Origin of the sequence: Glaciecola sp. HTCC2999 (assembly GCF_000155775.1) — a bacterium.
Lineage (GTDB): Bacteria > Pseudomonadota > Gammaproteobacteria > Enterobacterales > Alteromonadaceae > Opacimonas.
Window position 1 is genome coordinate 428168 of record NZ_DS989812.1, and the last position, 26415, is coordinate 454582.

26 protein-coding genes and 1 pseudogene are annotated in these 26415 nt (G+C 39.0%); 13 read left to right on the forward strand and 14 right to left on the reverse strand.

Annotated elements, in window-relative coordinates:
- Window positions 1–6: 6 nt before the first annotated feature.
- Window positions 7–252 carry an EF-hand domain-containing protein gene (locus G2999_RS08230; RefSeq protein WP_010180587.1) on the forward strand — a complete coding sequence of 82 codons (246 nt, stop codon included), beginning with the start codon at window positions 7–9 and terminating at the stop codon, window positions 250–252.
- Here the strand turns inward: G2999_RS08230 and G2999_RS08235 are convergent.
- From G2999_RS08235 to G2999_RS08245, 3 genes are all read right to left on the reverse strand, one after another.
- Entirely contained in the window at window positions 249–1589 is a 1341-nt protein-coding gene (locus G2999_RS08235) for a DEAD/DEAH box helicase (RefSeq protein ID WP_029257468.1), read from the reverse strand. The two genes, G2999_RS08230 and G2999_RS08235, sit on opposite strands and share 4 nt — an antisense overlap.
- A gap of 302 nt (window positions 1590–1891) precedes the next feature.
- Window positions 1892–2551, reverse strand: coding sequence for a CoA transferase subunit B (locus tag G2999_RS08240; protein ID WP_010180592.1), 660 nt, complete (start codon window positions 2549–2551; stop codon window positions 1892–1894).
- Window positions 2552–2561: 10 nt separating this feature from the next.
- Window positions 2562–3260, reverse strand: a complete 699-nt coding sequence (locus G2999_RS08245; RefSeq protein WP_010180594.1) for a CoA transferase subunit A — start codon at window positions 3258–3260, stop codon at window positions 2562–2564.
- A 123-nt stretch (window positions 3261–3383) separates the two neighbouring features.
- On the opposite strand from G2999_RS08245, the gene G2999_RS08250 reads away from it, so the two are divergent.
- Both G2999_RS08250 and cysB read left to right on the forward strand, forming a co-directional pair.
- A complete protein-coding gene (locus G2999_RS08250) occupies window positions 3384–4268 on the forward strand; it encodes a LysR family transcriptional regulator (RefSeq protein WP_010180595.1) in 885 nt (294 codons plus the stop codon).
- Window positions 4269–4413: 145 nt separating this feature from the next.
- Window positions 4414–5388, forward strand: a complete 975-nt coding sequence (gene cysB / locus G2999_RS08255; protein WP_010180597.1) for an HTH-type transcriptional regulator CysB — start codon at window positions 4414–4416, stop codon at window positions 5386–5388.
- A gap of 142 nt (window positions 5389–5530) precedes the next feature.
- Here the strand turns inward: cysB and G2999_RS08260 are convergent, their stop codons facing one another.
- Both G2999_RS08260 and pabB read right to left on the reverse strand, forming a co-directional pair.
- Window positions 5531–6121 (reverse strand): CoA pyrophosphatase, encoded by a 591-nt coding sequence (locus G2999_RS08260; protein WP_010180599.1) that lies wholly within the window; start codon window positions 6119–6121, stop codon window positions 5531–5533.
- Window positions 6100–7587 (reverse strand): aminodeoxychorismate synthase component I, encoded by a 1488-nt coding sequence (gene pabB / locus G2999_RS08265; protein ID WP_010180601.1) that lies wholly within the window; start codon window positions 7585–7587, stop codon window positions 6100–6102. Before pabB ends, G2999_RS08260 begins: the two co-directional genes overlap by 22 nt.
- Window positions 7588–7707: 120 nt before the next feature.
- Here pabB and G2999_RS08270 point away from each other — a divergent pair, with 120 nt between their 5' ends.
- Together G2999_RS08270 and G2999_RS08275 are read left to right on the forward strand one after the other, a co-directional pair.
- Window positions 7708–9240: a fumarate hydratase gene (locus tag G2999_RS08270; RefSeq protein ID WP_010180603.1), complete on the forward strand. Its 1533-nt coding sequence runs from the start codon at window positions 7708–7710 to the stop codon at window positions 9238–9240.
- Window positions 9241–9345: 105 nt separating this feature from the next.
- The gene (locus tag G2999_RS08275) at window positions 9346–10617 is read left to right on the forward strand and encodes a DNA recombination protein RmuC (protein WP_010180605.1); all 1272 of its coding nucleotides are present in this window, start codon (window positions 9346–9348) and stop codon (window positions 10615–10617) included.
- Window positions 10618–10783: 166 nt separating this feature from the next.
- Here G2999_RS08275 and G2999_RS08280 read toward each other — a convergent pair whose 3' ends face one another.
- Both G2999_RS08280 and G2999_RS08285 read right to left on the reverse strand, forming a co-directional pair.
- Window positions 10784–11179, reverse strand: coding sequence for an OsmC family protein (locus G2999_RS08280; RefSeq protein ID WP_029257470.1), 396 nt, complete (start codon window positions 11177–11179; stop codon window positions 10784–10786).
- Between the two features lie 59 nt (window positions 11180–11238).
- The gene (locus G2999_RS08285) at window positions 11239–12093 is read right to left on the reverse strand and encodes a S1-like domain-containing RNA-binding protein (protein ID WP_029257471.1); all 855 of its coding nucleotides are present in this window, start codon (window positions 12091–12093) and stop codon (window positions 11239–11241) included.
- 64 nt (window positions 12094–12157) lie between these two features.
- Here G2999_RS08285 and G2999_RS08290 point away from each other — a divergent pair, with 64 nt between their 5' ends.
- The 4 genes from G2999_RS08290 to G2999_RS08305 all read left to right on the forward strand — a co-directional run bounded on the left by G2999_RS08290 (window position 12158) and on the right by G2999_RS08305 (window position 15103).
- Window positions 12158–12880, forward strand: a complete 723-nt coding sequence (locus G2999_RS08290; RefSeq protein ID WP_010180611.1) for a 5-oxoprolinase subunit PxpA — start codon at window positions 12158–12160, stop codon at window positions 12878–12880.
- Between the two features lie 13 nt (window positions 12881–12893).
- The gene (locus tag G2999_RS12695; RefSeq protein WP_010180613.1) at window positions 12894–13616 is read left to right on the forward strand and encodes an allophanate hydrolase subunit 1; all 723 of its coding nucleotides are present in this window, start codon (window positions 12894–12896) and stop codon (window positions 13614–13616) included.
- A gap of 4 nt (window positions 13617–13620) precedes the next feature.
- Window positions 13621–14550, forward strand: coding sequence for a carboxylase (locus G2999_RS08300; RefSeq protein ID WP_010180614.1), 930 nt, complete (start codon window positions 13621–13623; stop codon window positions 14548–14550).
- A gap of 139 nt (window positions 14551–14689) precedes the next feature.
- Window positions 14690–15103, forward strand: coding sequence for a CBS domain-containing protein (locus tag G2999_RS08305; RefSeq protein WP_010180616.1), 414 nt, complete (start codon window positions 14690–14692; stop codon window positions 15101–15103).
- A gap of 34 nt (window positions 15104–15137) precedes the next feature.
- Here the strand turns inward: G2999_RS08305 and fur are convergent, their stop codons facing one another.
- The 6 genes from fur to G2999_RS08335 form a co-directional block, all read right to left on the reverse strand.
- The gene (gene fur, locus G2999_RS08310) at window positions 15138–15560 is read right to left on the reverse strand and encodes a ferric iron uptake transcriptional regulator (protein WP_010180619.1); all 423 of its coding nucleotides are present in this window, start codon (window positions 15558–15560) and stop codon (window positions 15138–15140) included.
- A 156-nt stretch (window positions 15561–15716) separates the two neighbouring features.
- Entirely contained in the window at window positions 15717–16241 is a 525-nt protein-coding gene (gene fldA, locus G2999_RS08315) for a flavodoxin FldA (protein ID WP_010180620.1), read from the reverse strand.
- A gap of 17 nt (window positions 16242–16258) precedes the next feature.
- Window positions 16259–16480, reverse strand: coding sequence for a DUF2788 domain-containing protein (locus tag G2999_RS08320; protein ID WP_010180623.1), 222 nt, complete (start codon window positions 16478–16480; stop codon window positions 16259–16261).
- 106 nt (window positions 16481–16586) lie between these two features.
- On the reverse strand, window positions 16587–17366 hold the full coding sequence (locus tag G2999_RS08325; RefSeq protein ID WP_010180625.1) for an alpha/beta fold hydrolase: 780 nt from the start codon (window positions 17364–17366) through the stop codon (window positions 16587–16589).
- Window positions 17366–17770, reverse strand: coding sequence for an H-NS family nucleoid-associated regulatory protein (locus G2999_RS08330; RefSeq protein ID WP_010180627.1), 405 nt, complete (start codon window positions 17768–17770; stop codon window positions 17366–17368). Before G2999_RS08330 ends, G2999_RS08325 begins: the two co-directional genes overlap by 1 nt.
- 87 nt (window positions 17771–17857) lie before the next feature.
- Window positions 17858–19495: an electron transfer flavoprotein-ubiquinone oxidoreductase gene (locus tag G2999_RS08335; RefSeq protein WP_010180629.1), complete on the reverse strand. Its 1638-nt coding sequence runs from the start codon at window positions 19493–19495 to the stop codon at window positions 17858–17860.
- 174 nt (window positions 19496–19669) lie between these two features.
- Here G2999_RS08335 and G2999_RS08340 point away from each other — a divergent pair, with 174 nt between their 5' ends.
- Together G2999_RS08340 and G2999_RS08345 are read left to right on the forward strand one after the other, a co-directional pair.
- Window positions 19670–20422 (forward strand): electron transfer flavoprotein subunit beta/FixA family protein, encoded by a 753-nt coding sequence (locus tag G2999_RS08340; RefSeq protein ID WP_010180631.1) that lies wholly within the window; start codon window positions 19670–19672, stop codon window positions 20420–20422.
- Window positions 20419–21348 carry an electron transfer flavoprotein subunit alpha/FixB family protein gene (locus tag G2999_RS08345; protein ID WP_010180633.1) on the forward strand — a complete coding sequence of 310 codons (930 nt, stop codon included), beginning with the start codon at window positions 20419–20421 and terminating at the stop codon, window positions 21346–21348. Before G2999_RS08340 ends, G2999_RS08345 begins: the two co-directional genes overlap by 4 nt.
- Window positions 21349–21438: 90 nt before the next feature.
- On the opposite strand, the gene G2999_RS08350 is transcribed toward G2999_RS08345, so the two are convergent.
- Window positions 21439–21747 (reverse strand): isoamylase early set domain-containing protein, encoded by a 309-nt coding sequence (locus tag G2999_RS08350; RefSeq protein WP_010180634.1) that lies wholly within the window; start codon window positions 21745–21747, stop codon window positions 21439–21441.
- A gap of 247 nt (window positions 21748–21994) precedes the next feature.
- Here G2999_RS08350 and G2999_RS08355 point away from each other — a divergent pair, with 247 nt between their 5' ends.
- Together G2999_RS08355 and G2999_RS12245 are read left to right on the forward strand one after the other, a co-directional pair.
- On the forward strand, window positions 21995–23176 hold the full coding sequence (locus G2999_RS08355; RefSeq protein WP_034955659.1) for an efflux RND transporter periplasmic adaptor subunit: 1182 nt from the start codon (window positions 21995–21997) through the stop codon (window positions 23174–23176).
- Window positions 23176–26347 (forward strand): annotated as a pseudogene (locus G2999_RS12245) (efflux RND transporter permease subunit). Before G2999_RS08355 ends, G2999_RS12245 begins: the two are co-directional and overlap by 1 nt.
- The last annotated feature ends 68 nt before the right edge of the window (window positions 26348–26415 follow it).

The following is a 26415-nucleotide window of genomic DNA, read 5'->3' on the forward strand; positions in this document are numbered from 1 at the left end:
TTTATTATGGAAGATATAAAGTTGACTGAACAACAATTAGCAGATATTCGAGCGGAATTTAATTTCTTTGATAAAGATGGTAATGGCTTAATTGAGTTGCCAGAATTTATTGAGTTATTAACAGTATTAAGCCCTAAAACAAAAGTTTCAGCTGTGGAAGAGGGCTTTAACTTGATTGATGACAACCATGACGGTTCAATCGATTTTGATGAGTTTGTAAAATGGTGGCAAGAAGGATGGTGGGAGTATTAATCTTCACCATCTTCTGTTGTATCATCATTTAAAATAATATCGTTTCTGGGTTTACGTTTGATCATGACATGACCCATTTCGACGCCTTGCGTTGTATCGATACGTTTTTTAGACACTTTAGTTATCGATTTTTTCACCTTCTTTTTAGGCGCTGATGTATTGTTTGACGTGGTGTTTTGCAGTTTGTAACCAGTAAATTTAGCAGGTAGTTGTGGATATGACTGAATCGTAATATCACTGCCTACGTTGCGTTGTATGTGTGTAAACGCGGTCCAATCTCTTGGACCTACCAGTGCAATAGCCAGCCCTTTGGCTCCAGCACGGCCAGTTCGACCAATTCTATGAACATATTCTTCAGCTAATTTGGGTAAATCAAAATTCACTACTAAAGAGACTTTTTTCATATCTAACCCACGTGAAGCAACGTCGGTGGTGACCAAAACCGAGTGTTGACCTGAAATAAAACTCGACATCACATGAGCACGTTGGTTTTGCAGTAAGTCTCCACTTAATGCAATCGCATCTAAATTGGCTTCATTGAGTAAGTCTTTTAATCTCACGGTATCTTCACGCGTGGCACAAAACACAATTGCCTGATTATGTTCTACTTCATTCAATATAGCCGCTAACAACGCATGTTTATGTTCGATATGATCGGCAAAATACCATTGTTGAGTAATATCACTATGAATAGTGAAACTACTATCTAACATGATTTTTTCTGGCTGTTTTAGCAATGTATCAGTTAGATGAGTTAATGATGGGCTATCCAATGTGGCAGAAAACAGCATTGTTTGACGTTTACGATGATCTGCAGCTTGATTAATCTCTAATAACTGTTTAGCGAACCCTAAATCAAGCATACGGTCAGCTTCATCATATACGAGTATTTCTAAACCATTCAAAAAAACGGTTCTTCCAGATAAATGATCAGCAACTCGACCTGCAGTCCCTACAATAATTTGTGGATTATGGCGTAATGCTTTGACCTGATCATTAAAGTTCTCGCCGCCTACCACGAGTTGGGCTTTAAGAGGCAGGGCAGACACTAATGCTCGAACCTCAAGATAGACCTGTTTGGCTAACTCTCGGGTGGGTGCAAGTATTAAAGCTCTAGCATCACGTTTGGCAAAGGATTTTTGATTCATCAATCGGTGTATTATCGGTAATACAAATGCAAATGTTTTGCCTGAGCCCGTTTTACTACAACATAAGATATCTCTACCAATCATCGCGTAAGGAATAGTATTCGCTTGAACGGGTGTCGGTTCAGTAAAATGTTTATTAGTCAGCGTAGTAACAATACGGTGATCAAGATTGAGGTCTGAAAATGTCAAAAGCATGCCTTGTTGCAATTAATGTAGCGCCAGCGCTAAGTAGATAACAATTATAACAAATACAGAGAACCTGTACTATTTTTATATATGTTGATTAGTTGGCAATTATAACAATGACAAATTTAAATGATAGATTGAAGATGTGGAGATTGTTTATATTGATGCTAGTGTGTTTCTTGTAGGTTTTGGACTCAAAGGACATGAAGAAAAGCATTCAATCCTGAGGTCTATGTATAAAATAAAAAACGGGTAGATACCCGTTTACATATTTCACTCTAAATTATCATCAATGATACATAGAGTTAAGCAAATACCATTTCAGGAACTTCATTAGGTACTACTAGTTCACCTGCTGTTTTACTTTTAATCTCGTCAACACTGACCCCTGGTGCGCGCTCAGTTAAATGAAATGCGCCTTGTTTTACTTCTAACACGGCTAAGTCAGTAATAATTCGAGTAATACAGTTGACACCAGTTAGAGGTAAGGTACAGGTTTGTAGAAGCTTCGAATTACCATGTTTATCCGCATGAGTCATAGTCACTATAATGTTCTTCGCGCCTGCCACTAAGTCCATAGCCCCACCCATACCTTTAATAAGTTTATTTGGGATCATCCATGATGCGATATTACCTGATACATCTACTTCAAAGGCACCTAATACCGTAAAATCGACATGCCCTCCACGGATCATGGCAAAACTTTCAGCGGAATTAAAGATACTGGCACCAGTAGCCGCAGTGACGGTCTCTTTTCCTGCATTAATCATATCTGCATCAAGCTGTTCTTCTGTTGGGTTGGGGCCCATGCCAAGTAACCCATTTTCAGATTGCAACATCACTTCAATATTGTCTGGAACAAAATTAGCGGCAAGTGTCGGGATCCCAATTCCTAGATTTACATAATCACCGTCTTGGAATTCTTGTGCCACACGCATTGCGATTTGGTCTCTTGATAATGCCATGGAATACTCCTTATTTAGCCAATACTTTACGTTCAATACGTTTTTCAAAACACCCTTGAATGACGCGATCAATATAAATACCTGGGGTATGGATTTGACTGGGTTCAAGTTCACCGGGTTCGACAATTTCTTCCACTTCTAATACCGTAATTTTACCGGCTGTTGCGGCCATTGGATTGAAATTTTGAGCGGTATGACGATAGATACAGTTACCATAGCGGTCGGCTTTGTACGCTTTAACAATCGCAAAATCACCGGTGATGGATTCTTCTAATATATAAGGTCTACCATTAAATTCGCGTGATTCTTTACCTTCGCCAACCGGAGTGCCATAGCCAGTCGCGGTGTAAAATGCGGGTATTCCTGCACCACCCGCACGCATTTTTTCAGCTAATGTACCTTGAGGAGTCAGCTCAACTTCTAACTCACCATTAAGTAATTGTTGTTCAAATAAAGCATTCTCACCAACGTATGAAGACACCATTTTTTTGACTTGTTTGTTTTCTAATAAGATCCCTAGTCCAAAACTATCGACACCACAATTATTAGAAACAATTGTTAACCCTTTAGTTTGCATGGTTTTAATTTGTGCGATGAGGCCTTCTGGAATACCACATAAGCCAAAACCACCTGCAATGACTGTCATATCATCTTCTAAACCTGCCATTGCTTCGGCATAACTCGTTACTACTTTGTCAAAACCTGCCATTTCGTGCTCCATGTGTTGGATAAGATGTTGTTAACTAGTTTAGTATAAAAAAGTTTAATAATTTGTAAAATTAATTTATATTGAATATTAATAAATATTATTTATTAATGGTGGGTGTATCGAATGTCACTTTCATTTAAACAATTACAAGCATTTCTTATGATGGCTCAATCACATAATTTTGCAGAAGCTGCTATAAAGATGCATGTGACACAGCCGGCGCTATCATCAGCTATAAAAAAATGTGAAGATATTCTGGGGGGAGAATTATTTACTCGCACTACCCGAACCGTCGCACTAACTAAAGAGGGGGAAGCTTTCTTACCCATTGCACAGCGATTACATACTGAATATCAAGATGCAATGGCACAAATCCAAGCGGTTTTTGCTAAGCAAACTGGTACCTTAAGTGTGGCGGCGATGCCATCATTTGCTGAACGGTATTTACCGGAATATCTATATCAATTTCATATTTTATACCCTAATATCTCGATTAAAATTGAAGATGTAGTCGTAGAAAAGGTCATTGATTTAGTGCAAGAGGGGAAAGTGGAATGTGGATTTACATTTGAACCTAAACATAACTTAGACATCACTTTCACACCACTATTTACCGACCAATTTGTGGTTGTTATGCATGCTAGTCATCCATTGAATCAACCTAAACACCGGACATTGACTCTACATGATATTGCCACTTTTGATATGGTGGTGATGAATAGAAATAGTAATTTACGTGTGTTTATCGATAGCGTATATGAAGAGCAGGAAATAACACAGCACATCATTGCAGAGGCATCACAGATTGGTACGCTAGGACAATTGGTGAAACGGCAAATTGGTATTGCAATCGTGCCGCAGTTATCTTCACAACGTATGGAAGAATTAGGATTAGTCTGTATCGCTTTAAATGAATCTAAATTACAACGAAAAGTAGGGATTATCACTAATCCTTATCAGCAACTGTCAGTGACTACTCAGGCGTTTTTAGAAATGGTCGAAAATTAAAGTAATAATACAAACTGTATAATGATTGATTATTTATGTTTATTTTTTAAATTTATTAAATGTTAGAGCAGAAAGCACTAGCAATTTAGTCAGGTTCGTTATAGATTTTGATTATAAGTTTATAACTCCATGAATCCATGAATCCATGAAATTACAACAGTTAAAATATATTGTAGAAGTCGTCAATAACAACCTCAATGTTTCGGCTACAGCTGAGAGTCTTTTTACTTCCCAACCTGGGATCAGTAAACAAGTAAGAATGCTTGAAGATGAACTGGGTATTCAAATTTTTGGACGCAGTGGTAAGCATTTGACCCATGTGAGTGATGCCGGTAAAGAAGTGATCGAAATTTCACGTGAAATCATGGCCAAAGTTGAAAGTATTAAAGCCGTTGCTCGAGAACATAATTTACCCGATCAAGGTAAATTAAATATTGCGACGACACATACACAAGCACGCTACGCTTTACCTGATGTAATCAAAGGCTTTATGGATAAATATTCGGAAGTCTCTTTGCATATGCACCAAGGAACACCGTCACAAATAAGTGATTTAGCCGCTAAAGGTGAAGCTGATTTTGCCATCGCAACGGAGTCATTGCATTTATATAATGACCTAGTCATGTTGCCATGTTATCACTGGAACCGAAGTGTTATCGTCAAGAAAGATCATCCATTGGCACAAATATCTACGTTATCGATAGAGGATATTGCCAAGTATCCTTTAGTGACTTATGTATTTGGTTTTACAGGGCGAAGTGAACTTGATCAAGCCTTCGGTAAAGCCGGTTTATCTCCAAAAATTGTTTTTACTGCTACCGATGCGGATGTCATTAAAACTTATGTACGATTAGGTGTAGGCATAGGTGTTATTGCTTCAATGGCTGTGGATCATGAACTTGATAGTGATTTAGTTAAAATTGATGCAAGTCACTTGTTTGATTATTCCACGACTAAAATAGGTTTCCGTAAAGGTAATTTCTTACGTAGTTATATGTATGAATTCATCGAACGCTTCGCTCCGCACTTGACTAAACAAGTAGTAGAGAAGGCTATGATGTTAAAAACTAATGAAGATGTAGAGAAAATGTTTAAAGACTTAACGTTACCAGTTAAATAACGGGACATATAAACGTTAATTGCTTTTAGCATTCGACAATATTGACAGCCAAACCGCCATGAGCGGTTTCCTTTTATTTACTTTTCATATCTTTACCCGTTTCGCGCAGAGTATTGATGACTTTATCTAAAGATACTTTATGTTAACCATTACCTAAAATATGGTTGGATAGGTTCTTTAAAATACCTGCAGTTGCTCCCCATATATAGGTGTTTTCCCAAGGTATAAAATAGACCTGATAGGTCTGCTCTAAGCGTGTAACTGGATGAGATAATAAATTCTGTGGTGCTAAACAATGCGCCAAAGGGACTTCAAACGCATATTCAACTTCATTCTTATCTATTTGTAACGGAGGAATATCGTCGGTTATGGCGATGTATGGTGTGACACTAAATCCAGATATAGTGCTGTAATTTCCTATTGCGCCGACGATATTAGATGAAGTAAGGTTTAATCCAATTTCTTCTTGAGTTTCACGTAATGCCGTATATTGTAAATCAATATCTGTATTTTCATGTTTACCACCTGGGAATGATATTTGACCGGCATGATGTTTTAAATGGGCGGCGCGGCGAGTAAGCACCACGTTTAAACCATGTTCTCTTTCGACTAATACGACTAACACCGCAGCATTTCGTTTGGTCTCAAATGCAGATGCTGACGCCGGAAAATCTTGTTCATTAGGGATGAGGCGACAGTGATGAAAGGCTTTTAAAAATGTGGTTTTGTCCAATCGTGTTCCTGTTTAAGTATAGGTAATATTTTTGACACTTTAGCAAGCGTCTCATCATATTCTTGCTCTGCTTCTGAGTCTAGCACGATCCCGCCGCCGGCCCAGCAAAAGATCTGTCCTTGTTCGCATAATAATGTGCGAATACAAATATTGGAATCTACATCATGGCGGATCCCGATGTAACCAATCGCACCGCAATAGATATTACGTCGGTGTGGTTCTAGTTCTTCAATGATTTCCATCGCTCGTACTTTGGGAGCACCTGTGATAGACCCGCCTGGAAATGCGCCCGACAACAACTCAAAAATAGAACTTTCTTGTGCTAATTTGCCTGTGACTGTAGACACCATATGATGAACAGCGGGGTACGATTCGAGGGCAAATAACTTTGGCACTTTAACGGAGTGAGGTGCACAATGTTTAGATAAATCGTTTCGTAATAAATCCACAATCATCAAATTTTCGGCTTGGTTTTTTTCACTTTGCAACAGCTGCTCGGCGGAAGCTTGGTCCATCTTAGGATCAGCATAGCGTGGCATAGTACCTTTAATCGGTTTCGTCTCGACACAATCATTATGAACTTGGATAAAACGTTCGGGAGATATAGATAAAATCGCACCATGAGATGTATTAATAAAGGCCGAAAACGGGGCATTATTATTTTCTCTTAATTGTAAGTAGGCATCATATTCATGCCCGCGATACTGCGTGGTAAAACGTTGAGCAAAATTTGTTTGATAACAGTCTCCAGCAATTATGTACTCTTGTATCTTTGAGAGTTGTTGAATGTATTTAGCTTTATCCATGTTAGCTTGCCACGGTCTAGACAATGCAAAAGAGGGTAAATGTGATAATGTGTGTTTAAAAGGTGTCATCTCCACAGTAATATTTGCTAATGCTTTCATGGTGGCATCAACAAAGACGGTGGCACGCTCGTCACTGACCAGATAATACGTAGATTGTTGTTTATCATAGATTATACTATGTAAGTAGATACTGTATTGAAAATCCGGTGTCTGATATTCATCAGGATTAATAGAAGGTAATGTTTCTAATACCCGTCCTGCGTCATACCCAGCATATCCTGCAGCCCCTACCAAAAATGGTAATTGGTTGGCCAGTTGCTGTTGTTCGCTCGTTAATGTGAGTGTGGGCGCGTCTGAACCATCAAAAATAGCCGTATGCAAGAGTGATAACGCGACAAATGGATCGGTTTGCTGAGTGATGTCAGTGTGTGTCTCTGCACTTATTTGTGCATCGAATTTATCATTTACCGATAAGTGCCCTTGAGTATATTGCATCGAATAGGTGGCGACAGGGTGGCTAAGTAAAATGTCAAAGCGGGCATCATCTCCAGTATTATTTGTACTATCGAGTAAAATACTTTGTGGCTCCGAAGCAAGATAGCTAAATAAAATTTGCGAAGGGATATGGGCAAACTCAGATAATGTTTTTATTGTTAGCACGTATTTGACACCAAAGTTGTAAGGTTAAGACTTTTGTTGTGTTGCAACACAAGGTACTATTATATGCTAAATATTAACTGATGATCATGTACTTAGGATCACTTAATTTATGGAGTCGGCATGACAGTCATTCGCCAACAAGATTTTATCGATAGCATCGAAGATGCATTGCAGTTCATTTCTTATTACCACCCTTTGGATTATGTTAAGGCAGTAGAAGCAGCTTATGAGCGGGAGGAAAGCCAAGCGGCAAAAGATGCAATGGCACAAATTTTAATCAATTCACGTATGTCAGCCGAAGGAAAGCGTCCACTTTGTCAAGACACTGGTATTGTGACATGTTTTGTGAAAATTGGGATGCAAGTACAATTCGATAAGCATGATTTAACCGTTCAAGAAATGGTCGATGAAGGGACTCGTAGAGCTTATAATAACGTTGATAACCCTTTACGTGCATCGATTGTTGCCGATCCTGCAGGTGCTCGTGTAAATACCAAAGATAATACCCCTGCAGTGGTGCATATCGATATGGTGGCGGGTGATAAAATCGAAGTTATGATCGCCGCAAAAGGTGGCGGTAGTGAAAATAAATCAAAAATGGTTATGCTCAATCCTTCCGACGATATTGCTGAATGGGTAGTTAAAACCTTACCCACTATGGGAGCGGGCTGGTGTCCTCCAGGTATGCTTGGCATAGGTATTGGTGGTACTGCTGAAAAAGCGGGTGTATTAGCTAAAGAATCTCTGATGGATCCTGTTGACATTCAAGAGCTAATTGCGCGGGGTCCTGAAACTACCGAAGAAAAACTACGTGTTGATATCTTTAAAAAGGTCAATGATTTAGGTATTGGTGCGCAAGGTCTAGGTGGGTTAACCACTGTGGTCGATATAAAAATTAAATCGTTACCGACGCATGCTGCCTCAAAGCCGGTGGTCATGATCCCAAATTGTGCAGCGACACGTCATGCCCATTTTTATTTAGACGGTTCAGGCCCGGCAGATTTAAAAGCGCCAAAATTAGAAGATTGGCCTGAAGTGACTTGGGAAGTGAGCGAAAACACTCGTCGTGTGAATATGGATGAACTTACCAAAGCATCTATTTTAGATTGGAAAGTCGGCGAGACGGTCTTGTTATCAGGTAAAATGTTAACAGGACGTGATGCGGCACATAAGCGTATCCAAACCATGCTACAAAATGGCGAAGGTTTGCCAGATGGTGTCGATTTGACTGATCGTTTCATTTATTATGTTGGCCCAGTCGATGCCGTAGGTGATGAAGTAGTAGGCCCTGCCGGCCCTACAACAGCAACGCGTATGGATAAGTTTACCGATATGATGCTTGAACAAACTGGTTTGTTAGGCATGATTGGTAAAGCGGAGCGTGGTCCAGCAACAGTTGCAAGTATTGCAAAACATAAATCAGTTTATCTAATGGCGGTAGGCGGTGCAGCTTACTTGGTATCCAAAGCAATTAAAAAATCACGTGTTGTGGCATTTGAAGATTTAGGTATGGAAGCGATTTATGAATTTGAAGTCGAAGATATGCCTGTAACCGTTGCGGTAGACTCTACCGGTAGTAATGCGCATGAAACAGGTCCGGCTATTTGGAAAGCCAAAATTGCTGATTTAGATGCGGCGCTGAAAGGCGAATAAGCATTAGTTCAATAGCTGATAAATAAACTGTATTTACATACAGTGCTTTGATATATTATAAAACGTCGCCTCTGCGGCGTTTTTTGTTTTTTAAAGGTGCAATGTATGACGATATTTGTAGAACAGCTTACCAACATCATTATCACTAATTTATGGTGGGTACTGATATCCTCAATCATAGTGAGTAGTGCAATAACGTATTGGTTTACGCAGTCTGTTTTACGCGCAAAGCAGGATTATTATATGCAGACGATGAATGCGCAACTTACGTCACTACAAGAAGCTAATACCGAATATAAAGTCGCTAACGGGGCATTAAGTGCTTCACTGCAATCTTTACAGCAGTCTTCTAAAGAAAAAATGGCCATCATGCAACAAGCTGAGCAGCAACTATCTGATAAATTTGAACGCTTAGCCAATCAAATTTTTGAACAAAAAACCAAACAGTTTTCCCATGTTAATCAACAATCAATGCACCAAGTCGTTCAACCGCTGCAAGCCAAACTAGATGAGTTTAAACACCAGATATCTCAACAGTCTCGTCAAGAGGGCTTAGAACGCGCTGCATTGAAACAAGAAATCCACAGCCTTAAAACGCTTAATGAAACGATCAATGTACAAGCATTAGCTCTCACTGAAGCGCTTAAAGGTGATAATAAACAACAAGGAAACTGGGGTGAGGTGGTGTTGGAATCTATTTTATCTAACTGTGGATTAACGGAAGGCCAAGAGTTTATTCGTCAAGTGTCGATACGTGATGATCAAGGGCGATTATTACAACCAGATATCGTCGTCAACTTACCAAACAATAAAGCGGTGATAATTGATTCAAAAGTATCACTTACCGCATATGAGAGGATGTTTAAGGCAACGGATGATTCAACACGTGCGTCTTATTGTAAAGCTCACTTACAATCAATTAGACAGCACGTGAAAGGGTTATCTCAAAAAGACTATAGTCGTGCGTATGGGATTGAGTCACTTGATTATGTATTGTTGTTTTTAGCATCAGAAGCTGCATTTCAAACAGCATTAAATGAAGACCCTAATTTAATCAATGATGCACTACAGCAAAATATTATGTTGGTGAGCCCAAGTAACTTAATGATTGCATTAAAAACCATTAACAACATTTGGCAAACTGAAAAACGGATCAATATGTCTCAAGAAATTGCCGAACAAGCGACAAAACTTCACGATAAGCTTGCAGGTTTTGTCCAAGAAATGGAGAAAATAGGGAAACAGATCAATATGACCCAAAATACCTATGAAAATGCAATGAAGAAGCTATCTACGGGGAGAGGCTCCATTGTGAGTATGGGAAATAAATTGGAAGCAATGGGAGTGAAAACATTTAAACATTTGCCAAAAGAGTAACTGCCAGTATTGATTGTGTCGCGGATACATAATACTAGTTATATAGTATTGTTATTATTAATCTACGACACAATCATTCATTATGGCTAAAACCTGACTTTAATTTTATCGAAACTTTCCGAGAAAACTCATTGAACAACACATATTGATGTCGATAGGCAGGTCACTAAGCTTCCGCTGCGTAACTTGTGGTTATATCAACAGTCTTGTCTAACATCAGCATTACTGAACAATATTTCTCTGTTGATAGTTGTACTGCTCTGGCGAGATGTTTTTCATTAATATTATTGCCTGTCACAATATAGTGAGCATGAATTTTAGTAAATACGCGTGGCGCATCAGTGGCACGCTCTGCAGTCAGTTCACAGCGGCAATCAGTAAAATCTTGGCGAGATTTTTTCATAATTTCTACCACATCAACTGATGAACATGCACCCACTGCCATGAGTACTGCTTGCATGGGAGACAACGCTTGTTTATTACCATCTAAGTGTAATGATTCCCCAGTTCCCATGGTACAGTCAAAGCCTAAATCTCCAGTCCAAGATACCGTTGCTTGCATATTATCTGACATTGATATTTTTCCTCTGTGTTATATTTTCTTGTAAATAAGACGGACCGTTAAAGTAATTTAATCGCGTCTTTAGTTAATGATATACGTTTTTGTTTAAATAGTGTGCCAATGGCTTTTTTATAAGCGCCTTTGGATACGTTAAATTTATATGCGATATCCTCCGGAGAGCTTTTATCCGTCAGTGTTGATAATCCATCATGTGCTTGTAAATCTGCGATGATTTGTTCTTGTAAAGACATGCGACTTTTGGGGTTATCTTGTAGTTGGGTAATATCTATTTTACCATCGGGACGGATCGCTTTTACCCACGCATTAAATTCGTCACCCACTGCATGCTTAGCTAAAGCCTGATCATTAAATAATACGCCTAAAAGCGCATCATTGATCCTGACTTTATAGCCAAGATCGGTAATATGCCACACTTGACATGTTACTGTCTCACCCTGTTTAAGTTGGCCGTAAGCATCAGTCTCGCTAAAAAAGCGATGTAATTTGGTTGCCCCAAGTACTCGTTGTGAATCATTTTCATAAAAGACATGCACATAGTAGGGCATACCAATGATCACCGGACTTTGAAGATATTGAATAGGTACGAGTAGGTCTTGTTCTAAACCCCAGTCAAAAAATGCACCAAAATCCGTCATGCCGGTAGCTTGAAGGAGCATTGTGTCACCACTCATTGCTTTTGGCTGTTTGAACGTTGCGACACATTGTTGTTGTTTATCAATGAATACAAAAGCCTCTATCTGATCACCTACACTCAAAGTACTGCCTTTTGCAGCAAGATACACATAGGTTATGAACTCTTCGGTGTCGTTTTCATGTGATGCACTGACACAAGTGTATCCATTTTCAAGAACTTCATGAATGATTAAGGTGTTAATTTGACCGATTTTTAGCATAGTGACTGACATTGAATTAATAACATATTACTATCATACAGCATTGATAGATAAAGGCGTAATAATGAAATTAAATTGTGATCTGGGCGAAAGTTTTGGGGCGTATACGATGCCAGTCGATAAAGGTGTCATGCCGCATCTTGATTTAGCTAATATCGCCTGTGGTTTTCATGGCGGTGATCCCGTTCATATCCAACGTGCTATTCAATTAGCCACCCAGCATAATGTTACTATTGGTGCTCATCCGAGTTACCCCGATAGACAAGGATTTGGCCGACGACATATGGCATTAACGAGCGATGAGCTGGTTGCTTTACTGCATTACCAAGTCGGTATGTTGCGTTCAATGTGTGAGTTTGCAGGTACTTCGTGTGATTACGTTAAACCTCATGGCGCCTGGTATCATGATATTGTAAAAAATAACGAAGTAAGACATGCAACCTTTAAAGCGATGCAATCTATGGCCTTAGATTTACCGATTGTATTACCCGCTACCTGTGATCCATCATTATTAGTAAAAGATGCTGACCAATACGGTTTGACAATTTGGTTTGAAGTATTTGCAGATCGTGCTTATTTGGATGATGGAACGCTGGCACCTCGTACTCAACCTGGTGCGGTACTTAGTGAGAAAGCAGCATTGGCACAAGTATCCCAATTACTCCAACATCAATCTGTTACCACAATTAGTGGGCAATCTCTGGTATTAAATGCTGATACCTTATGTGTGCATTCTGATACACCTGCGGCTGTCAAACTTGTAAAAGCCATTACTCAACTTATGTAGAATGCTAATAAATATGACCGACTCACAATTTACTATGGTGAACAATAACCTACCTCTTGAGGTACAGTGGGTAAATCCCACGACGATGATGTTTAGCTTGAATCATTCGTCAGCGGATAAAAATAAGTCGGTAGCGCACATCTTTTGCGTGATGATTAACGAATTGCAACGCGTGTTTGGAACCAGATTAACTAATATTGTAGTTGGATTTAATGAAACACTCGTTCATTTTGAGCCTAATAAGGTCAGACATTTGGATGATATCAATACCGCCAAACAAATCATTAACAGTATAATCACCTCAAGATATTCTCATGCCGAGGATCCCTCATTAGTCATATCCGCTTCACACCATCAAATTGGCATGTCATTCAGTGATGAATATGATTTACAAGCTGTGGCAGATAAGACACAGTGTTCAGTGAAGCAATTGATTGAACAATTTTGTAGTTTGACTTTTACGGTGATATTAAATGGTTTTATGCCTGGTTTTCCTTATATGTCGGGTTTACCTCAACATTTACAGCTACCGCGACTCTCCACTCCACGTTTAAAAGTGCCGAAGGGTGCGGTTGCTATCGCAGAAACGTATTGTGGTATATACCCTGAATCTAGTCCCGGTGGCTGGCATATTTTAGGCACCACTGAGCATGTTCTATTTGATATTCGACAGTCTCCCTCTGCGACATTTCAAAGTGGTGATACAGTTCAGTTTTTTGCAATAAAAAGTATCTGATAGCATGATTGAATGTCGCTTAACTCAACATCCCATTTTTATCGTTGATCAAGGTCGTTCAATGAGCGGATTAAGTGGTGTGACTCAGTCAGGGCCATTGCTAGTTCATCAATACTATCACGCGAGTAAAGTCCTACAACAATCACAACTGGTGGCAATGGAAATTTCTGGGGACTGTGAATTTCTGATCCACCAACCTATGTGGATAACTGTGTGTGGAGAAGAGGCCCAGGTGAGTATCGATGAGCAGTATGTGTCGATGAATCAACCACTCCTAGTTAAACCTGGACAACCATTACGTATAAAAGAGTTGGCACCAGGGACAAAATTAATTATAGGACTCAAAGCACGTCTGTCATGCATGCGTTATTTTGATTCAATCTGTGGCGTATATCGTGAACGCTTTGGTGGGGTAGCGAATGGTAAACCAATGATTACCGGTGATATATTTCATGTGGATGCAATATTCGAAAAACCACATTTTGGTATGAATCCAACCAACGCTATAACACCATACCAGACAGCACGTTATTCAGTTTCACTTCAGAGCAGCAAGATTGATTTTGTCCCTAATTATCAATATCAACATTTCAGTCTGCATGCACGTTATTTATTGACCGAGCAAACTATGCAAGTGAGTAACAAAGCAGATCGAATGGGTCTACGTTTGATATGTGATGAACCTATTCCTGCGCCAAAACAAACTGCCTCACAAGCACTTGCGTTAGGTGTGATTCAAATTCCACCCGATGGCCAGCCAATTGTTATGGGGCCGGACCGACAAACTCATGGGGGGTATCCTGTTATTGGTACCGTGCCTGATTATGCGCTGGCTCAATTAGCACAAATACCTGCAACAAAGCATTTTCATTTTAATCAAATATCGATTGAACAAGCCATTGTGAATTTCACATTGTATCAATCACAATATTGATGAAATAAGTCATTTACACTGCTGATTTCCTTTATGTATTAAATAATACTAGTCATTATTTCAAATACCTTCTATATTAATATATATGACTACTTTAACCCTACATAGTCATCAATTACTAATGCTTGGAGAACAGTCTATGGAATCTTTAAAAGTCGTTGATTATATAAATAAACATCCAGTAAGGTTCAAACCCAATATGCCAGTTGCTGAAGCAGTTGAATTATTACTAGCCAGTAAACAATCAGGTGGGCCTGTAATTGATGATAAAGGTAAGTTAATTGGTTTTTTATCAGAGCAGGATTGCTTGATGCAAATGCTTGAATCGACATATTATCGTCAACAAGTGGCGACCGTGTATGAAATTATGTCTCACGAAGTGCATCCAGTGAATCCGAATGACTCTATTTTAGAGCTTACTCAGCGTTTCATTAAAGAGCGTTATAAGCTTTACCCTGTGATTAATGACAACGGGGAATTATTAGGTACCATTAATAGGTCTAATATCTTGTATGCCATCGATATACATTTAAAAGATGGATTTAAACAATAACAACATTGAATACATAATAAAGATTAGTTAACTACTAATCTTCATCACAATTTGGGTCGTTACACTCACCGTACATATATAATGAATGGTGGGTGAGTTTCATGTTATTTTGTTCTGCAACTTCTTCTTGGCGTCGTTCAATAATAGGATCTTCAAATTCCACGACTTTACCACAACGTAAGCACACTAAATGATCATGATGTTCTTTGTGGCTAATTTCAAAGACCGATTTACCGCCTTCAAAATGATGACGAATTAAAATACCAGCATCATCAAATTGGTTTAATACACGATAAACCGTTGCTAAACCAATATCTTCATCATGGTCTAGGAGAATTTTATATACATCTTCAGCGCTGATATGCTGATTATTGGGTTGTTGTAAAATCTCTAGGATTTTTAAACGTGGTAAGGTGACTTTTAAGCCCGCTTTTTTTAATTCTTTGTTCTGGTCCATAATTATTCTTATTCATCCGCGGTGTCAAAAGATGAGTACAGTATAATATGGGACTGATAAAGAATCAGCCCCTTTTATCAAATACTTTACAAAAGGGGAGTAATACCACTTGGAAGTGATGTGTAAAGTAATAAAAGCTAAGTGCTATAATTATGTTTATGAAAGTTCCGCTAAACACATTTCTTCTTGGATTTGACTACACCAAGCATTGACTCGTGCTTCGGTTAACTCTGGCTGGCGGTCTTCATCAATACCTAATCCCACAAAATGTTCATCATCAGCCATTCCTTTAGAGGCTTCAAAGTCATATCCTTCAGTAGACCATTTACCAATCAAAATTGCTCCGCGAGCTTCGACAATATCTCTAACCATACCCATAGCATCGAGGAAATATTCGGCATAATCTTCTTGATCACCACAGCCAAAGATAGCGACCAATTTATCATTAAAATCTATTTCTTCTAACTCTGGGAAAAAGTCATCCCAATCGCATTGAGCTTCGCCATAGTACCAAGTCGGTATACCAAACATTAGTAAATCAAATTCAGCAATTTCTTCTTTAGTGCTTTTTGCGATGTCATGGACATCGATTAATGTTTTACCTAGTTGTTTTTGGATCATTTTCGCGATGTGTTCAGTGTTACCTGTATCGCTACCAAAAAATAAACCCACACTTGCCATTTCAATACCTCAATAAATTAATTTATGCCGTTAGACTGCCAGAAAATTTGGATAATACCTTTAGCTACAAACCCCATAGCCCCTAAAAGTAATACACCATACGCAACAAACCTACCATAGCGTGGTACATCATTTTTACTTAATACATCGTGTATAGCATATCCCATTAACACAAATAGTATAAACAAGCCTAGATTAAGTGCTATAGATTCGATGAGTTCGTAATGTTCTGTCAGCATGACTATTTAATATCTGTAAATTCTTTCAGCATTATACCATAGCCATCAACGAGTTCGCATCCGTTGTATTTGAGAAGTGTAAAGTTGTTTGTCCTATGTCAAACTATTACATAGATGAATTTACAAAATTTTCTACAATACGATTAAACACCAGTGGTTTTTGTGCATGTAACCAATGACCAGTACCATTAATTATCTTTGATGTAGCGTGAGGAAATAAACTGAGTATCGTGGACTGATATTCCATCACTATATAGTCAGAATCTTGTCCTTTAATAAATAACGTAGGGCCATAGTATTGAGTTGACAGTTCTGGCCAAGCGATTAATTTATCATAGTCTCGTGCCAGTAAACGGTGGTTAAAGCGCCAACTCCAATTACCTTGTTCGTTTTTATATAAACTTTTCAATAAAAATTGTTGTGTTCCCTCATCGTCCAATAATGAATTAAATTGCTGTTTTATGTCATTTCTATTTTGAACCTGGGTCAAATCAACTTTTTCAAGTGCATGCAAAACTGCTTGATGGCGATGAGGGTAGTTAACAGGTGCAATATCAGCTACAGTCAACGATGCAACCATTTCTGGACGAGATAAAGCAATATACATACACATTTTACCACCCAGAGAATGCCCAATAAAATGGGCTTTTTCGATTTCATGATGAGCTAATGTGTCCATAATCATCTGACAATAATATGGGAAATCAAACTTCTCCGTTCGAGGAGACTGACCATGATCAGGTAAATCAAGCTGTATTATATTTAGTGTGGATGAAAGGGTTTTTGCTAAGAGATTAAGGTTATCGTGACTGCCAAATAACCCATGAATTAATACAGCCCAAGATGATGATTCATCATGAGCTGTAATTTTACTGTGACACAACATTAAACGCTAAAATCTTCTAATTGTTTACCGGATGATAAGGCTTCACTAAACACTACCGGCATACGACCGATACCCGTCCAATCAGTTCTAACACCATCAACAGAAATACTATATTTGATTGGTCGTTTAGCGCCACGACGGCGTGACTTAGTGGATTTACTCGTTTCTAAGTTAGGGGCAAAATCAGAGATATCTAATCCAGCTGCTAACATTTGTTGTTTAATGGCCTCGATTTGTGCCGCTTTTTCTGCTTTTGATGCTTCTTCAGCAGCTTGTAACTCAACACGTTTTTCGACCACACTTGCTAGTTTTTCTTGTGCATCTTTTAACTCTTCAAGAGACAATTCTTTAGTTGCCCCTTGTAACCGGCGTGTATGCAAAAGTATAGCAGTAAAATCACTCATGTAATTTCCTTTTAGATTTAAAATTAAAATAAAACGTACTCTAACAAAACAAGTATAAGCAATATTCAAATTAAATTAAAATATATTTTACATGTTTGGATAATTGGGGCCTCCTGCGCCTTCTGGTACTATCCAATTAATATTTTGACTCGGTTCTTTAATATCGCATGTTTTACAGTGAATACAATTTTGAGAGTTAATATTAAATTTAGGATTACCCGAACTATCTTCAATTATTTCATAAACACCAGCAGGACAATACCTTTGAGCGGGTTCGTTATAATTAACCAAATTAAATTTGAGGGGTAATTCGGGATCATTAAGTCGCAAGTGACAGGGCTGATCTTCTTCATGATTAGTATTTGATAAAAACACAGAGCTTAATTTATCAAAGCTAATTTCATTATCATATTTTGGATATTCTATTGGTTGTGATTCGCTAGCATTTTTCATCTGGGAATGGTCAGCATCGTTATCAAATAAATTAATTGGCAATTTGCCATTAAATATATTTTGATCCAATGTATTAAATGCGCCTCCAACAATATTTCCCCATTTATGAATCGCAGGTCCAAAATTTCGTGATCTGTAGAGCTCATCATATAACCAAGAGGATTTAAATAGTGTCGTGAAATCAGTTAAATCACTAACTTCATTGTCTATATTATTAAAGATAACTTCGGCTGCTAACATGCCCGATTTCATGGCAGTATGATTACCTTTAATTTTAGCAAAATTTAACGTACCGGCTTCACACCCCACCAATACCGCGCCTGGCATTGTCATTTTGGGCATGGAATGATATCCACCTTTGGCAATGGCTCGAGCGCCATAGCTTACACGTGTGCCACCACTTAAATATTGTTTGATAGTAGGGTGGTGTTTAAGTTGTTGAAATTCATCAAAGGGGCTTAAGTGCGGGTTGGTATAGTTTAAGTCGACAATTAGACCGAGTAACACTTGATTATTTTCCGCGTGGTATAAGTAACTTCCACCGGTGGCTTCATTTAAAGGCCAGCCAGCGGTATGTATAACCAGTCCAGGTTGATGCTTAGCTGGGTCAATATCCCAAATTTCTTTAAATCCGATTGCATAATGTTGTGGTGTTGAATCTTTATCTAACTCAAAGCGTTCAATGAGCGTTTTGCCTAGATGACCACGACACCCTTCAGCGAAGATAGTGTATTTAGCTCGTAATTCCATACCGGGCATGAAACTGTCTTTATGTGTGCCATCTTCAGCAACTCCCATATCACCGGTGATGACCCCTTTGACACATCCTTCTTCAATAATGGTTTCTGCTGCAGCAAAACCTGGGAAAATTTCAACGCCTAATTGTTCTGCTTGGGTTGCTAGCCATCTTGTGACATTCGCCATGGACACAATGTAATTACCCTCATTATGCATGGTTTTAGGCGTCATAATATTAGGTAGTTTTATTCCTTTATCATGACTGGTTAAGTAGTAAATTTCATCTTTTGTTACAGGTGTATTAATTGGCGCGTCTAGCTCCTTCCAGTTAGGTAATAATTCATCTAATGCTTTAGTTTCTAATACTGCTCCGGATAAAATATGAGCGCCGACTTCAGAACCTTTTTCTACAACACAGACCATGAGTTCTTTATTTTGAGCTTGAGCTAGTTGCATTAATTTTATGGCTGAAGATAGACCTGATGGGCCTGCGCCGACGATAACAACATCAAATTCCATGGATTCTCGTTCCACTTTTCACCTCTTTTTATTATGAGTGATACACAGATATAAAAAATACAAATAATCTGTGGGGTAATTACAGTGTAAATTATAGTGACTTATCTAACTGAAGTTGTCACGTATGTTAACTTCTTAATGTAATATTACATTAACATTATATTTGCATCCAATACACATGAGGTGGTTATGAAAATATTAGTGCCTGTAAAACGGGCCATCGATTACAACGTTAAAGTAAAAGTTAAAGCGGATGAATCAAACGTTGATTTAGCCAATGTAAAAATGTCAATTAACCCATTTTGTGAAATTGCAGTGGAAGAGGCTGTACGTTTAAAAGAAGCAGGAAGTGCAACAGAAATAGTGGTGGTATCCATCGGCACGGTTGCTTGTGTTGAACAGGTCAGAACCGCTCTCGCGCTAGGTGCTGATCGCGGTATACATATTAACACTGATGCGGATTTAGATTCGTTACAAATCGCAAAATTACTCAAAACCGTCGTTGACGAAGAAACACCTGACTTAGTTATTTTAGGAAAGCAGGCAATTGATTCTGATAATAATCAAACCGGTCAGATGCTTGCAGCATTATCAGGTATGGGGCAGGGCACGTTTGCATCTGAAGTAGCCGTTGCTGATGGTAAAATCGCAGTTACTCGAGAAATTGATGGCGGTTTACAAACGGTATCATTATCGTTGCCTGCAGTTGTGACAACAGATTTACGCTTAAATGAACCACGCTATGCTTCATTACCTAATATTATGAAAGCGAAGCGTAAGCCCGTTGCGACAATTGAAGCTGACAGCCTTGGCGTCAATTTGAAGTCTAACGTTTCTTTACTAAAAGTAACGGCTCCATCACAACGTAATGGTGGTATTAAAGTGGCTGACGTAGCCGAATTAGTTGAAAAATTAAAAACAGAAGCAAAGGTGATCTCATGAGTGTTTTAGTTTATGCAGAACATGATAATCAAGAGTTAAAAGCCGAAACCGCAAAATTAGTATTTGCAGCATGCCAACTGGGTGATGCAGTCGATATATTAGTGGCAGGTAGTGGGTGTAACGAAGTGGCCTCTCAGGCTGCGAAAATTGCTGGCGTGAAACGTGTGTTAATTGCTGATGCTGAGTGTTACGCGCAACAATTAGCTGAAAATGTATGCCAATTAGTGGTCGCTTTAGCAGATAACTACACACATATAATTGCGGCAGCCACGACTACCGGTAAAAACTTCATGCCACGTGTGGCAGCATTAAAAGACGTCGCACAAATTTCAGATATTATAGCAGTCGAATCACCTGATACCTATGTTCGACCAATTTATGCTGGTAATGCTATTGCCACTGTGCAAAGTAGTGACTCTTTAAAAGTGATTACTGTCCGTGCTTCATCCTTCGATGCTGCTGAACTGACAAATGATGCACCTATTGAAGTCTTAACCAATTCACATGACGCAGGATTATCGAGCTTTGTTAGTGCAGAGTTAACCGAATCAGAGCGTCCAGAATTAACGGCTGCAGATGTTATTATTTCTGGCGGGCGAGGTATGCAAAACGGGGATAACTTTGCATTATTAAATGGTATTGCTGATAAACTAGGTGCTGCTATTGGTGCATCACGAGCCGCAGTTGATGCTGGTTTTGTGCCAAATGACATGCAGGTTGGACAAACAGGTAAAATCGTTGCGCCACAATTATATATAGCAGTTGGGATCAGTGGTGCAATCCAGCATTTAGCAGGAATGAAAGATTCAAGAGTGATTGTTGCGATAAATAAAGACGAAGAAGCACCTATTTTCCAGGTGGCAGATTATGGTCTTGTAGGAGATTTATTTGAGATATTGCCTGAACTTGAAGCCGCTTTAGGGTAGTTTGCCAAGTACATCATAAAATAAACCCCTAATAGCTTAGTGCTGTTAGGGGTTTTATGTATGTAATAATCTATGGCTGAACGCTGTGTTCTACACTGCTACAACTGAGTTTTCATCAAACGTAAGTTCGTTTGGTGTATACTCATCGGCCTGCCAATCATTTTCCCAAGTCGTGTCATTAATCAAATAACGAAAAGCGTATTTATTATTAGCCGGTAAGTTAATTGTTTGGGTAAAATCACCTGACTTTAAACGTCGCATTGGCGATACATCTGTTGCCCAATCATTAAACTCTCCAATTAATTTCACTTGCTCTGCATTGCCTGCTTGCTCTGCAGTAATTTTGAAGGTGACTTTACATTCTGGTTTTGATTTTAAATAAGTTTTCTTGAAAGGCATAATTGTTTTCCATCCTTGTAATTAATGTGTGTAACTTTAATACATAAATCGTGCATTTATTGCTCAATAATACCCTATCCACGGATGATAACAAGTTTTTTTGTAATAAAATTACATAGATGTGTAGGCTGAAACATTTGCTAACAATCCAGTAATGCTAACTGATATATAAGACTTACATCGTTTCACTAAAGCGCATAAAATCGAAATTATTATGTTTTATAACCAAAATAAAGAGTTTATCTATATGAAAGCTTTACGCTCAGCGGGTATCCCATTAATTATTGTAATTGTTGCTATTGTCGTAGCGGTTGTATTGACGTTAAACAAACCTAAACCTGAGAAAAAGGAACTAGTAGAAAAAACGTTCTTAGTCGAAGTGCAACCAGTTAGTATCTCTGATGTCACTTATACGGTTACAACGCAAGGTAACGTGATGGCAAAAGTGGAAAGCGCACTATCTGCTCAGGTAAGTGGGCGTATTGAAGCGGTATCCGATATTTTTGTGAATGGTGGGATGTTCAAAAAAGGGGATGAGCTTGTTCGTTTGGAAAATGCAGACAAAATTACCGATGTCAAACTAGCGCAAGCTGAAGTATCACGAGCTCAAGCATCTTACGAAGAAGAACTTGCTAGAGGCAAAGTGGCGGAAAAAGAGTGGCGTTCGATAAACAGCACAGTGGCACCTGAACTTGGCTTACGTAAACCTCAATTAGCGCGAGAAAAAGCGTCTTTACAAGCAGCTAAAGCTAACTTGGAGCGTGCTGAGCGAAATCTTGATCGCACCGTCATTCGTGCTCCTTATGATGGTATTGTCCAACAAAAAAATGTGGATATTGGTCAGTTTGTCAATATGGGAACAGTCCTTGCCAACATTGCCGCGACGGATAAAGCGGAAGTGAGATTACCTTTGACTGATGCTGATTTGGCTTATCTTAATCTTGATGCTAGTAAAGCTGGCAATGTATTACTTACTGGTCGTGTAGGTGGTAGAACAGAACAATGGTTAGCGAAATTAACTCGCGATGAGGGAGTTATAAATATGCAAAGTCGAGTGATTTATGCCATCGCTGAAGTATCGGATCCCTATCAACGTGATCCTGCCACACAACATAAAACATTACGTTTCGGCAGTTTTGTGAATGCAGAAATTACCGGTGCCTCAGCAGAAAACATCGTGGTATTACCTCGTAATTTGGTGCGACTTGACGGCACGGTTATTACCGTGACGGATGAACGTGAAATACTCATTAAAGATGTAGAAGTACAACGTGCGGATGATGAAAAAATTTACATAAGTGCCGGTTTACAAGCGGGCGATAACATTGCGGTAAGTGCAGTACCTAACGCATATGATGGTATGAAAGTTCGCTTACCAGGTGATGAACCACCGAAAACGATGACTTCCACGAAAGAGGAGAGTGAATAATGTCCCAAGAAATTGATACGCATAAAGGCATTATTGCATGGTTTGCGCGTAATCATGTTGCGGCCAACTTACTTATGTGGATATTACTCTTTGGTGGAGTATTTGGTATTTTTACTATTCACAAGCAAGTCTTTCCCACGTTTGAGTTTAATGTTATTTCAGTACAGGTACCTTATTTAGGCGCGGCTCCTCAGGAAGTTGAAGAAGGTGTCGTTTTAAAATTAGAAGAAGCGGTAAAAGATTTAGAAGGTATTAAACGTTTAACATCGCGTTCGGTTGAAGGTTTTGGCTCATTAAGTATCGAAGTTGAAGATGATTATGACGTACAATTATTGTTAGATGAGGTCAAAGTCCAAGTCGACGCAATTCCTTCATTCCCTGCTAATACCGAAAAGCCAGTTGTCTACCGCGTCAAAGCACCACAGGATGTCTTATGGATTTCATCTTACGGCGATGCATCCGAAAAAGAACTTAAAGAGTTTTCTAAAAACTTACGTGATGATATTGCTAATTTACCGGGAGTATCTGATGTCAGAGTGGTAGGTGATAGACCTTATGAGATTTCCATTGAAATTTCTGAAGCGAACTTACAAAAATATAATTTGACGTTTAATGAGTTGGTCTCAGCTGTGCGTCGTTCCTCTATTGATATTCCTGGGGGCTCAATTCGTTCTGATAATGGTGATATCTTATTGCGCGCCAAAGGCCAAGCCTATGATGCGTATGACTTTGCCAGTATTGTACTGGTCACTCGTCAAGATGGTACTCGTTTATTATTAGGCGATATTGCGACAATTAACGATGGGTTTGTTGAAGATAATGCGTTAGCTTATTTTGACGGAAAACCTGCTATCAGTATTCAAGTTCGAGCAGTAGGCGACCAAAATGCATTAGAGATATCTAAGCGGGTGAATGAATATCTTGACGGTGTGCGGGGTGATTTTCCGCCAAATATTCAGGCCGATACATGGGGAGATAGTTCGTTTTATTTAGCTGACCGTCTCAACATGATGCTTGAAAACATGGGCTTTGGTGCATTGCTTGTGTTCCTTGTCTTATCGTTATTCTTGAAAATCAGACTCGCATTTTGGGTAATTTGGGGACTACCGGTCTGTTTTCTTGGCACGCTGGCTGTATTACCAATGGAATTTTTAAGCGTATCAATTAATATGATTAGCCTCTTTGGCTTTATCTTGGTACTTGGGATCGTGGTGGATGACGCCATTATTATGGGGGAATCTGCATATACTGCGATGGATAAAGACGGTCATTCTGTTGATAATATAATTAAAGGGGTTAAGCGAGTTGCGATGCCTGCTACGTTTGGTGTCTTAACGACTATAGCTGCTTTTTCTCCTATGATGATGGTTTCCGGTACTTTTGGGGTTATATGGAAAACCATTGGTGGGGTGGTGATTGTTTGTTTAGTATTCTCGTTAATTGAATCAAAATTAATTTTACCAGCGCATTTGGCGCATATGAAAAACACGCCATACGATCCGAAAAAAGCAAATGCGTTACAACGTTTTCGAGATTTTTTTGCAGAAGGGATCAAAGTATTTATTTACACTAAGTATGTGCCTTTCTTAAAAAAAGCGATTAAAAATCGTTATACCACTCTTGCCACATTTATTGGGATTTTTATTTTAACCATTGGGCTATTCACCGGTGGTATTGTGAAGTTTGTATTTTTTCCTACGATCCCATCTGATTTTATGTTTGCAAATGTAGAATTAGAGCAAGGTTCATCGTTGATTCAACGGGACAAAGCCATTCGTACATTGATGCAATCCTTAGATGATATGGATGTGCAGCTGCAACGTGAAACCGGCGAGGGTGCAGTGAAACACTCGATTGCATTTAGCCAAGGTGCATTAGGTGGCCAAGTGTTCGTCGAGTTATCAAAAGGTGAAGACCGTTCAATCACTGATATTGAATTATACGACCGTTGGCGTGATAAGGTACCAGAGATACCGGGCGTTAAGACCTTTAATATTGGTGCCCCAGGCGGTCCTGGTGGTGGTTCTGACCTGTCATTTGAGTTCAGTGGTAAAAACATTGATAACATGCGATTTGTCGCTGATGAATTAAAAGATTTTCTATCTCAGTATGAAGGGGTATCGGATATCAATGATAGTTTTGCCAATGGAAGTGATGAGATACGTATTAATATCAAACCACTTGGTGAAGCATTAGGACTGAGTCTATCGAGTTTAGCCCAACAAGTGCGCTATGGATTTTATGGCGCGGAGGCGCAACGGATCCAGCGTGATGATGAAGAGATTAAAGTCATGGTACGTTATCCGAAAGAGCAACGTAACTCGATTGGTAATCTAGAAACGATGCGAGTGCGAGCTGCAAATGGTGATGAAATTCCTTTCCAAGAAGTGGCTGATATTGAAGTCGGTCAAGGGTATACCTCAATTAATCGTGTGGATGGAAACGTTCATCAGTGTGACAGCGAAGGTGAATCCAGACATTATTGAACCCAATACCATATTGCGTGATGTGATGAACCAAGAGATCCCTCAATACGTTAAGCAATATCCAGACGTGTCATTTAAGTTACAAGGTAACTCAAAAGAACAGCAAGATGCGCTGGTGTCACTGGCTCAAGGTTTCTTGTTTGCGTTATTTGCTATCTATGCCTTAATGGCGATCCCGCTTAAATCTTATTCACAACCTTTAATTATCATGTCAGTCATTCCGTTTGGCATTGTTGGGGCGATCGTGGGGCATCTGATTTTAGGCAATTCGGTGAGCGTTTTATCGATTTGTGGGATCATTGCTTTATCAGGCGTGGTGGTTAACGACAGCTTGATCATGGTCGATTTTGTGAATCGTGCCCGCGCCGAGGGGAAAAGTATGATTGAGTCAGCTATTCAGGCTGGATCGGAACGTTTTAGAGCCATCATATTAACGTCATTGACGACTTTTATGGGGTTGATGCCGATAGTATTTGAACGTTCGTTACAAGCGCAAGTTGTCATACCGATGGCAATTTCATTAGCGTTTGGGATCTTATTCGCAACCGTCATCACACTGTTACTTGTACCGTCTTTGTATATGATATTAGATGATATTAAAGCGGTCTTTTCAAAGACATATCGTGCAAAACGAGATTTAGAAAAAGCAGCTTTAGAGACCGAATCTAAAGCATTAGAGGCATAAAGTAAGGAATTAGCGGCTTAAGTTCACTACTGAATATTAGCCAATAAAAAACGGTGTTAAGGTTATCC

Coding starts and splice junctions, on each gene's coding strand:
- G2999_RS08230 (WP_010180587.1), top strand. CDS start 7: ATGGAAGATATAAAGTTGACTGAACAACAATTAGCAGATATTCGAGCG.
- G2999_RS08240 (WP_010180592.1), bottom strand. CDS start 2,551: ATGGCATTATCAAGAGACCAAATCGCAATGCGTGTGGCACAAGAATTC.
- G2999_RS08245 (WP_010180594.1), bottom strand. CDS start 3,260: ATGGCAGGTTTTGACAAAGTAGTAACGAGTTATGCCGAAGCAATGGCA.
- G2999_RS08250 (WP_010180595.1), top strand. CDS start 3,384: ATGTCACTTTCATTTAAACAATTACAAGCATTTCTTATGATGGCTCAA.
- cysB (WP_010180597.1), top strand. CDS start 4,414: ATGAAATTACAACAGTTAAAATATATTGTAGAAGTCGTCAATAACAAC.
- G2999_RS08270 (WP_010180603.1), top strand. CDS start 7,708: ATGACAGTCATTCGCCAACAAGATTTTATCGATAGCATCGAAGATGCA.
- G2999_RS08275 (WP_010180605.1), top strand. CDS start 9,346: ATGACGATATTTGTAGAACAGCTTACCAACATCATTATCACTAATTTA.
- G2999_RS08280 (WP_029257470.1), bottom strand. CDS start 11,179: ATGCAAGCAACGGTATCTTGGACTGGAGATTTAGGCTTTGACTGTACC.
- G2999_RS08285 (WP_029257471.1), bottom strand. CDS start 12,093: ATGCTAAAAATCGGTCAAATTAACACCTTAATCATTCATGAAGTTCTT.
- G2999_RS08290 (WP_010180611.1), top strand. CDS start 12,158: ATGAAATTAAATTGTGATCTGGGCGAAAGTTTTGGGGCGTATACGATG.
- G2999_RS12695 (WP_010180613.1), top strand. CDS start 12,894: ATGACCGACTCACAATTTACTATGGTGAACAATAACCTACCTCTTGAG.
- G2999_RS08300 (WP_010180614.1), top strand. CDS start 13,621: ATGATTGAATGTCGCTTAACTCAACATCCCATTTTTATCGTTGATCAA.
- G2999_RS08305 (WP_010180616.1), top strand. CDS start 14,690: ATGGAATCTTTAAAAGTCGTTGATTATATAAATAAACATCCAGTAAGG.
- fur (WP_010180619.1), bottom strand. CDS start 15,560: ATGGACCAGAACAAAGAATTAAAAAAAGCGGGCTTAAAAGTCACCTTA.
- fldA (WP_010180620.1), bottom strand. CDS start 16,241: ATGGCAAGTGTGGGTTTATTTTTTGGTAGCGATACAGGTAACACTGAA.
- G2999_RS08320 (WP_010180623.1), bottom strand. CDS start 16,480: ATGCTGACAGAACATTACGAACTCATCGAATCTATAGCACTTAATCTA.
- G2999_RS08325 (WP_010180625.1), bottom strand. CDS start 17,366: ATGTTGTGTCACAGTAAAATTACAGCTCATGATGAATCATCATCTTGG.
- G2999_RS08330 (WP_010180627.1), bottom strand. CDS start 17,770: ATGAGTGATTTTACTGCTATACTTTTGCATACACGCCGGTTACAAGGG.
- G2999_RS08340 (WP_010180631.1), top strand. CDS start 19,670: ATGAAAATATTAGTGCCTGTAAAACGGGCCATCGATTACAACGTTAAA.
- G2999_RS08345 (WP_010180633.1), top strand. CDS start 20,419: ATGAGTGTTTTAGTTTATGCAGAACATGATAATCAAGAGTTAAAAGCC.
- G2999_RS08350 (WP_010180634.1), bottom strand. CDS start 21,747: ATGCCTTTCAAGAAAACTTATTTAAAATCAAAACCAGAATGTAAAGTC.
- G2999_RS08355 (WP_034955659.1), top strand. CDS start 21,995: ATGAAAGCTTTACGCTCAGCGGGTATCCCATTAATTATTGTAATTGTT.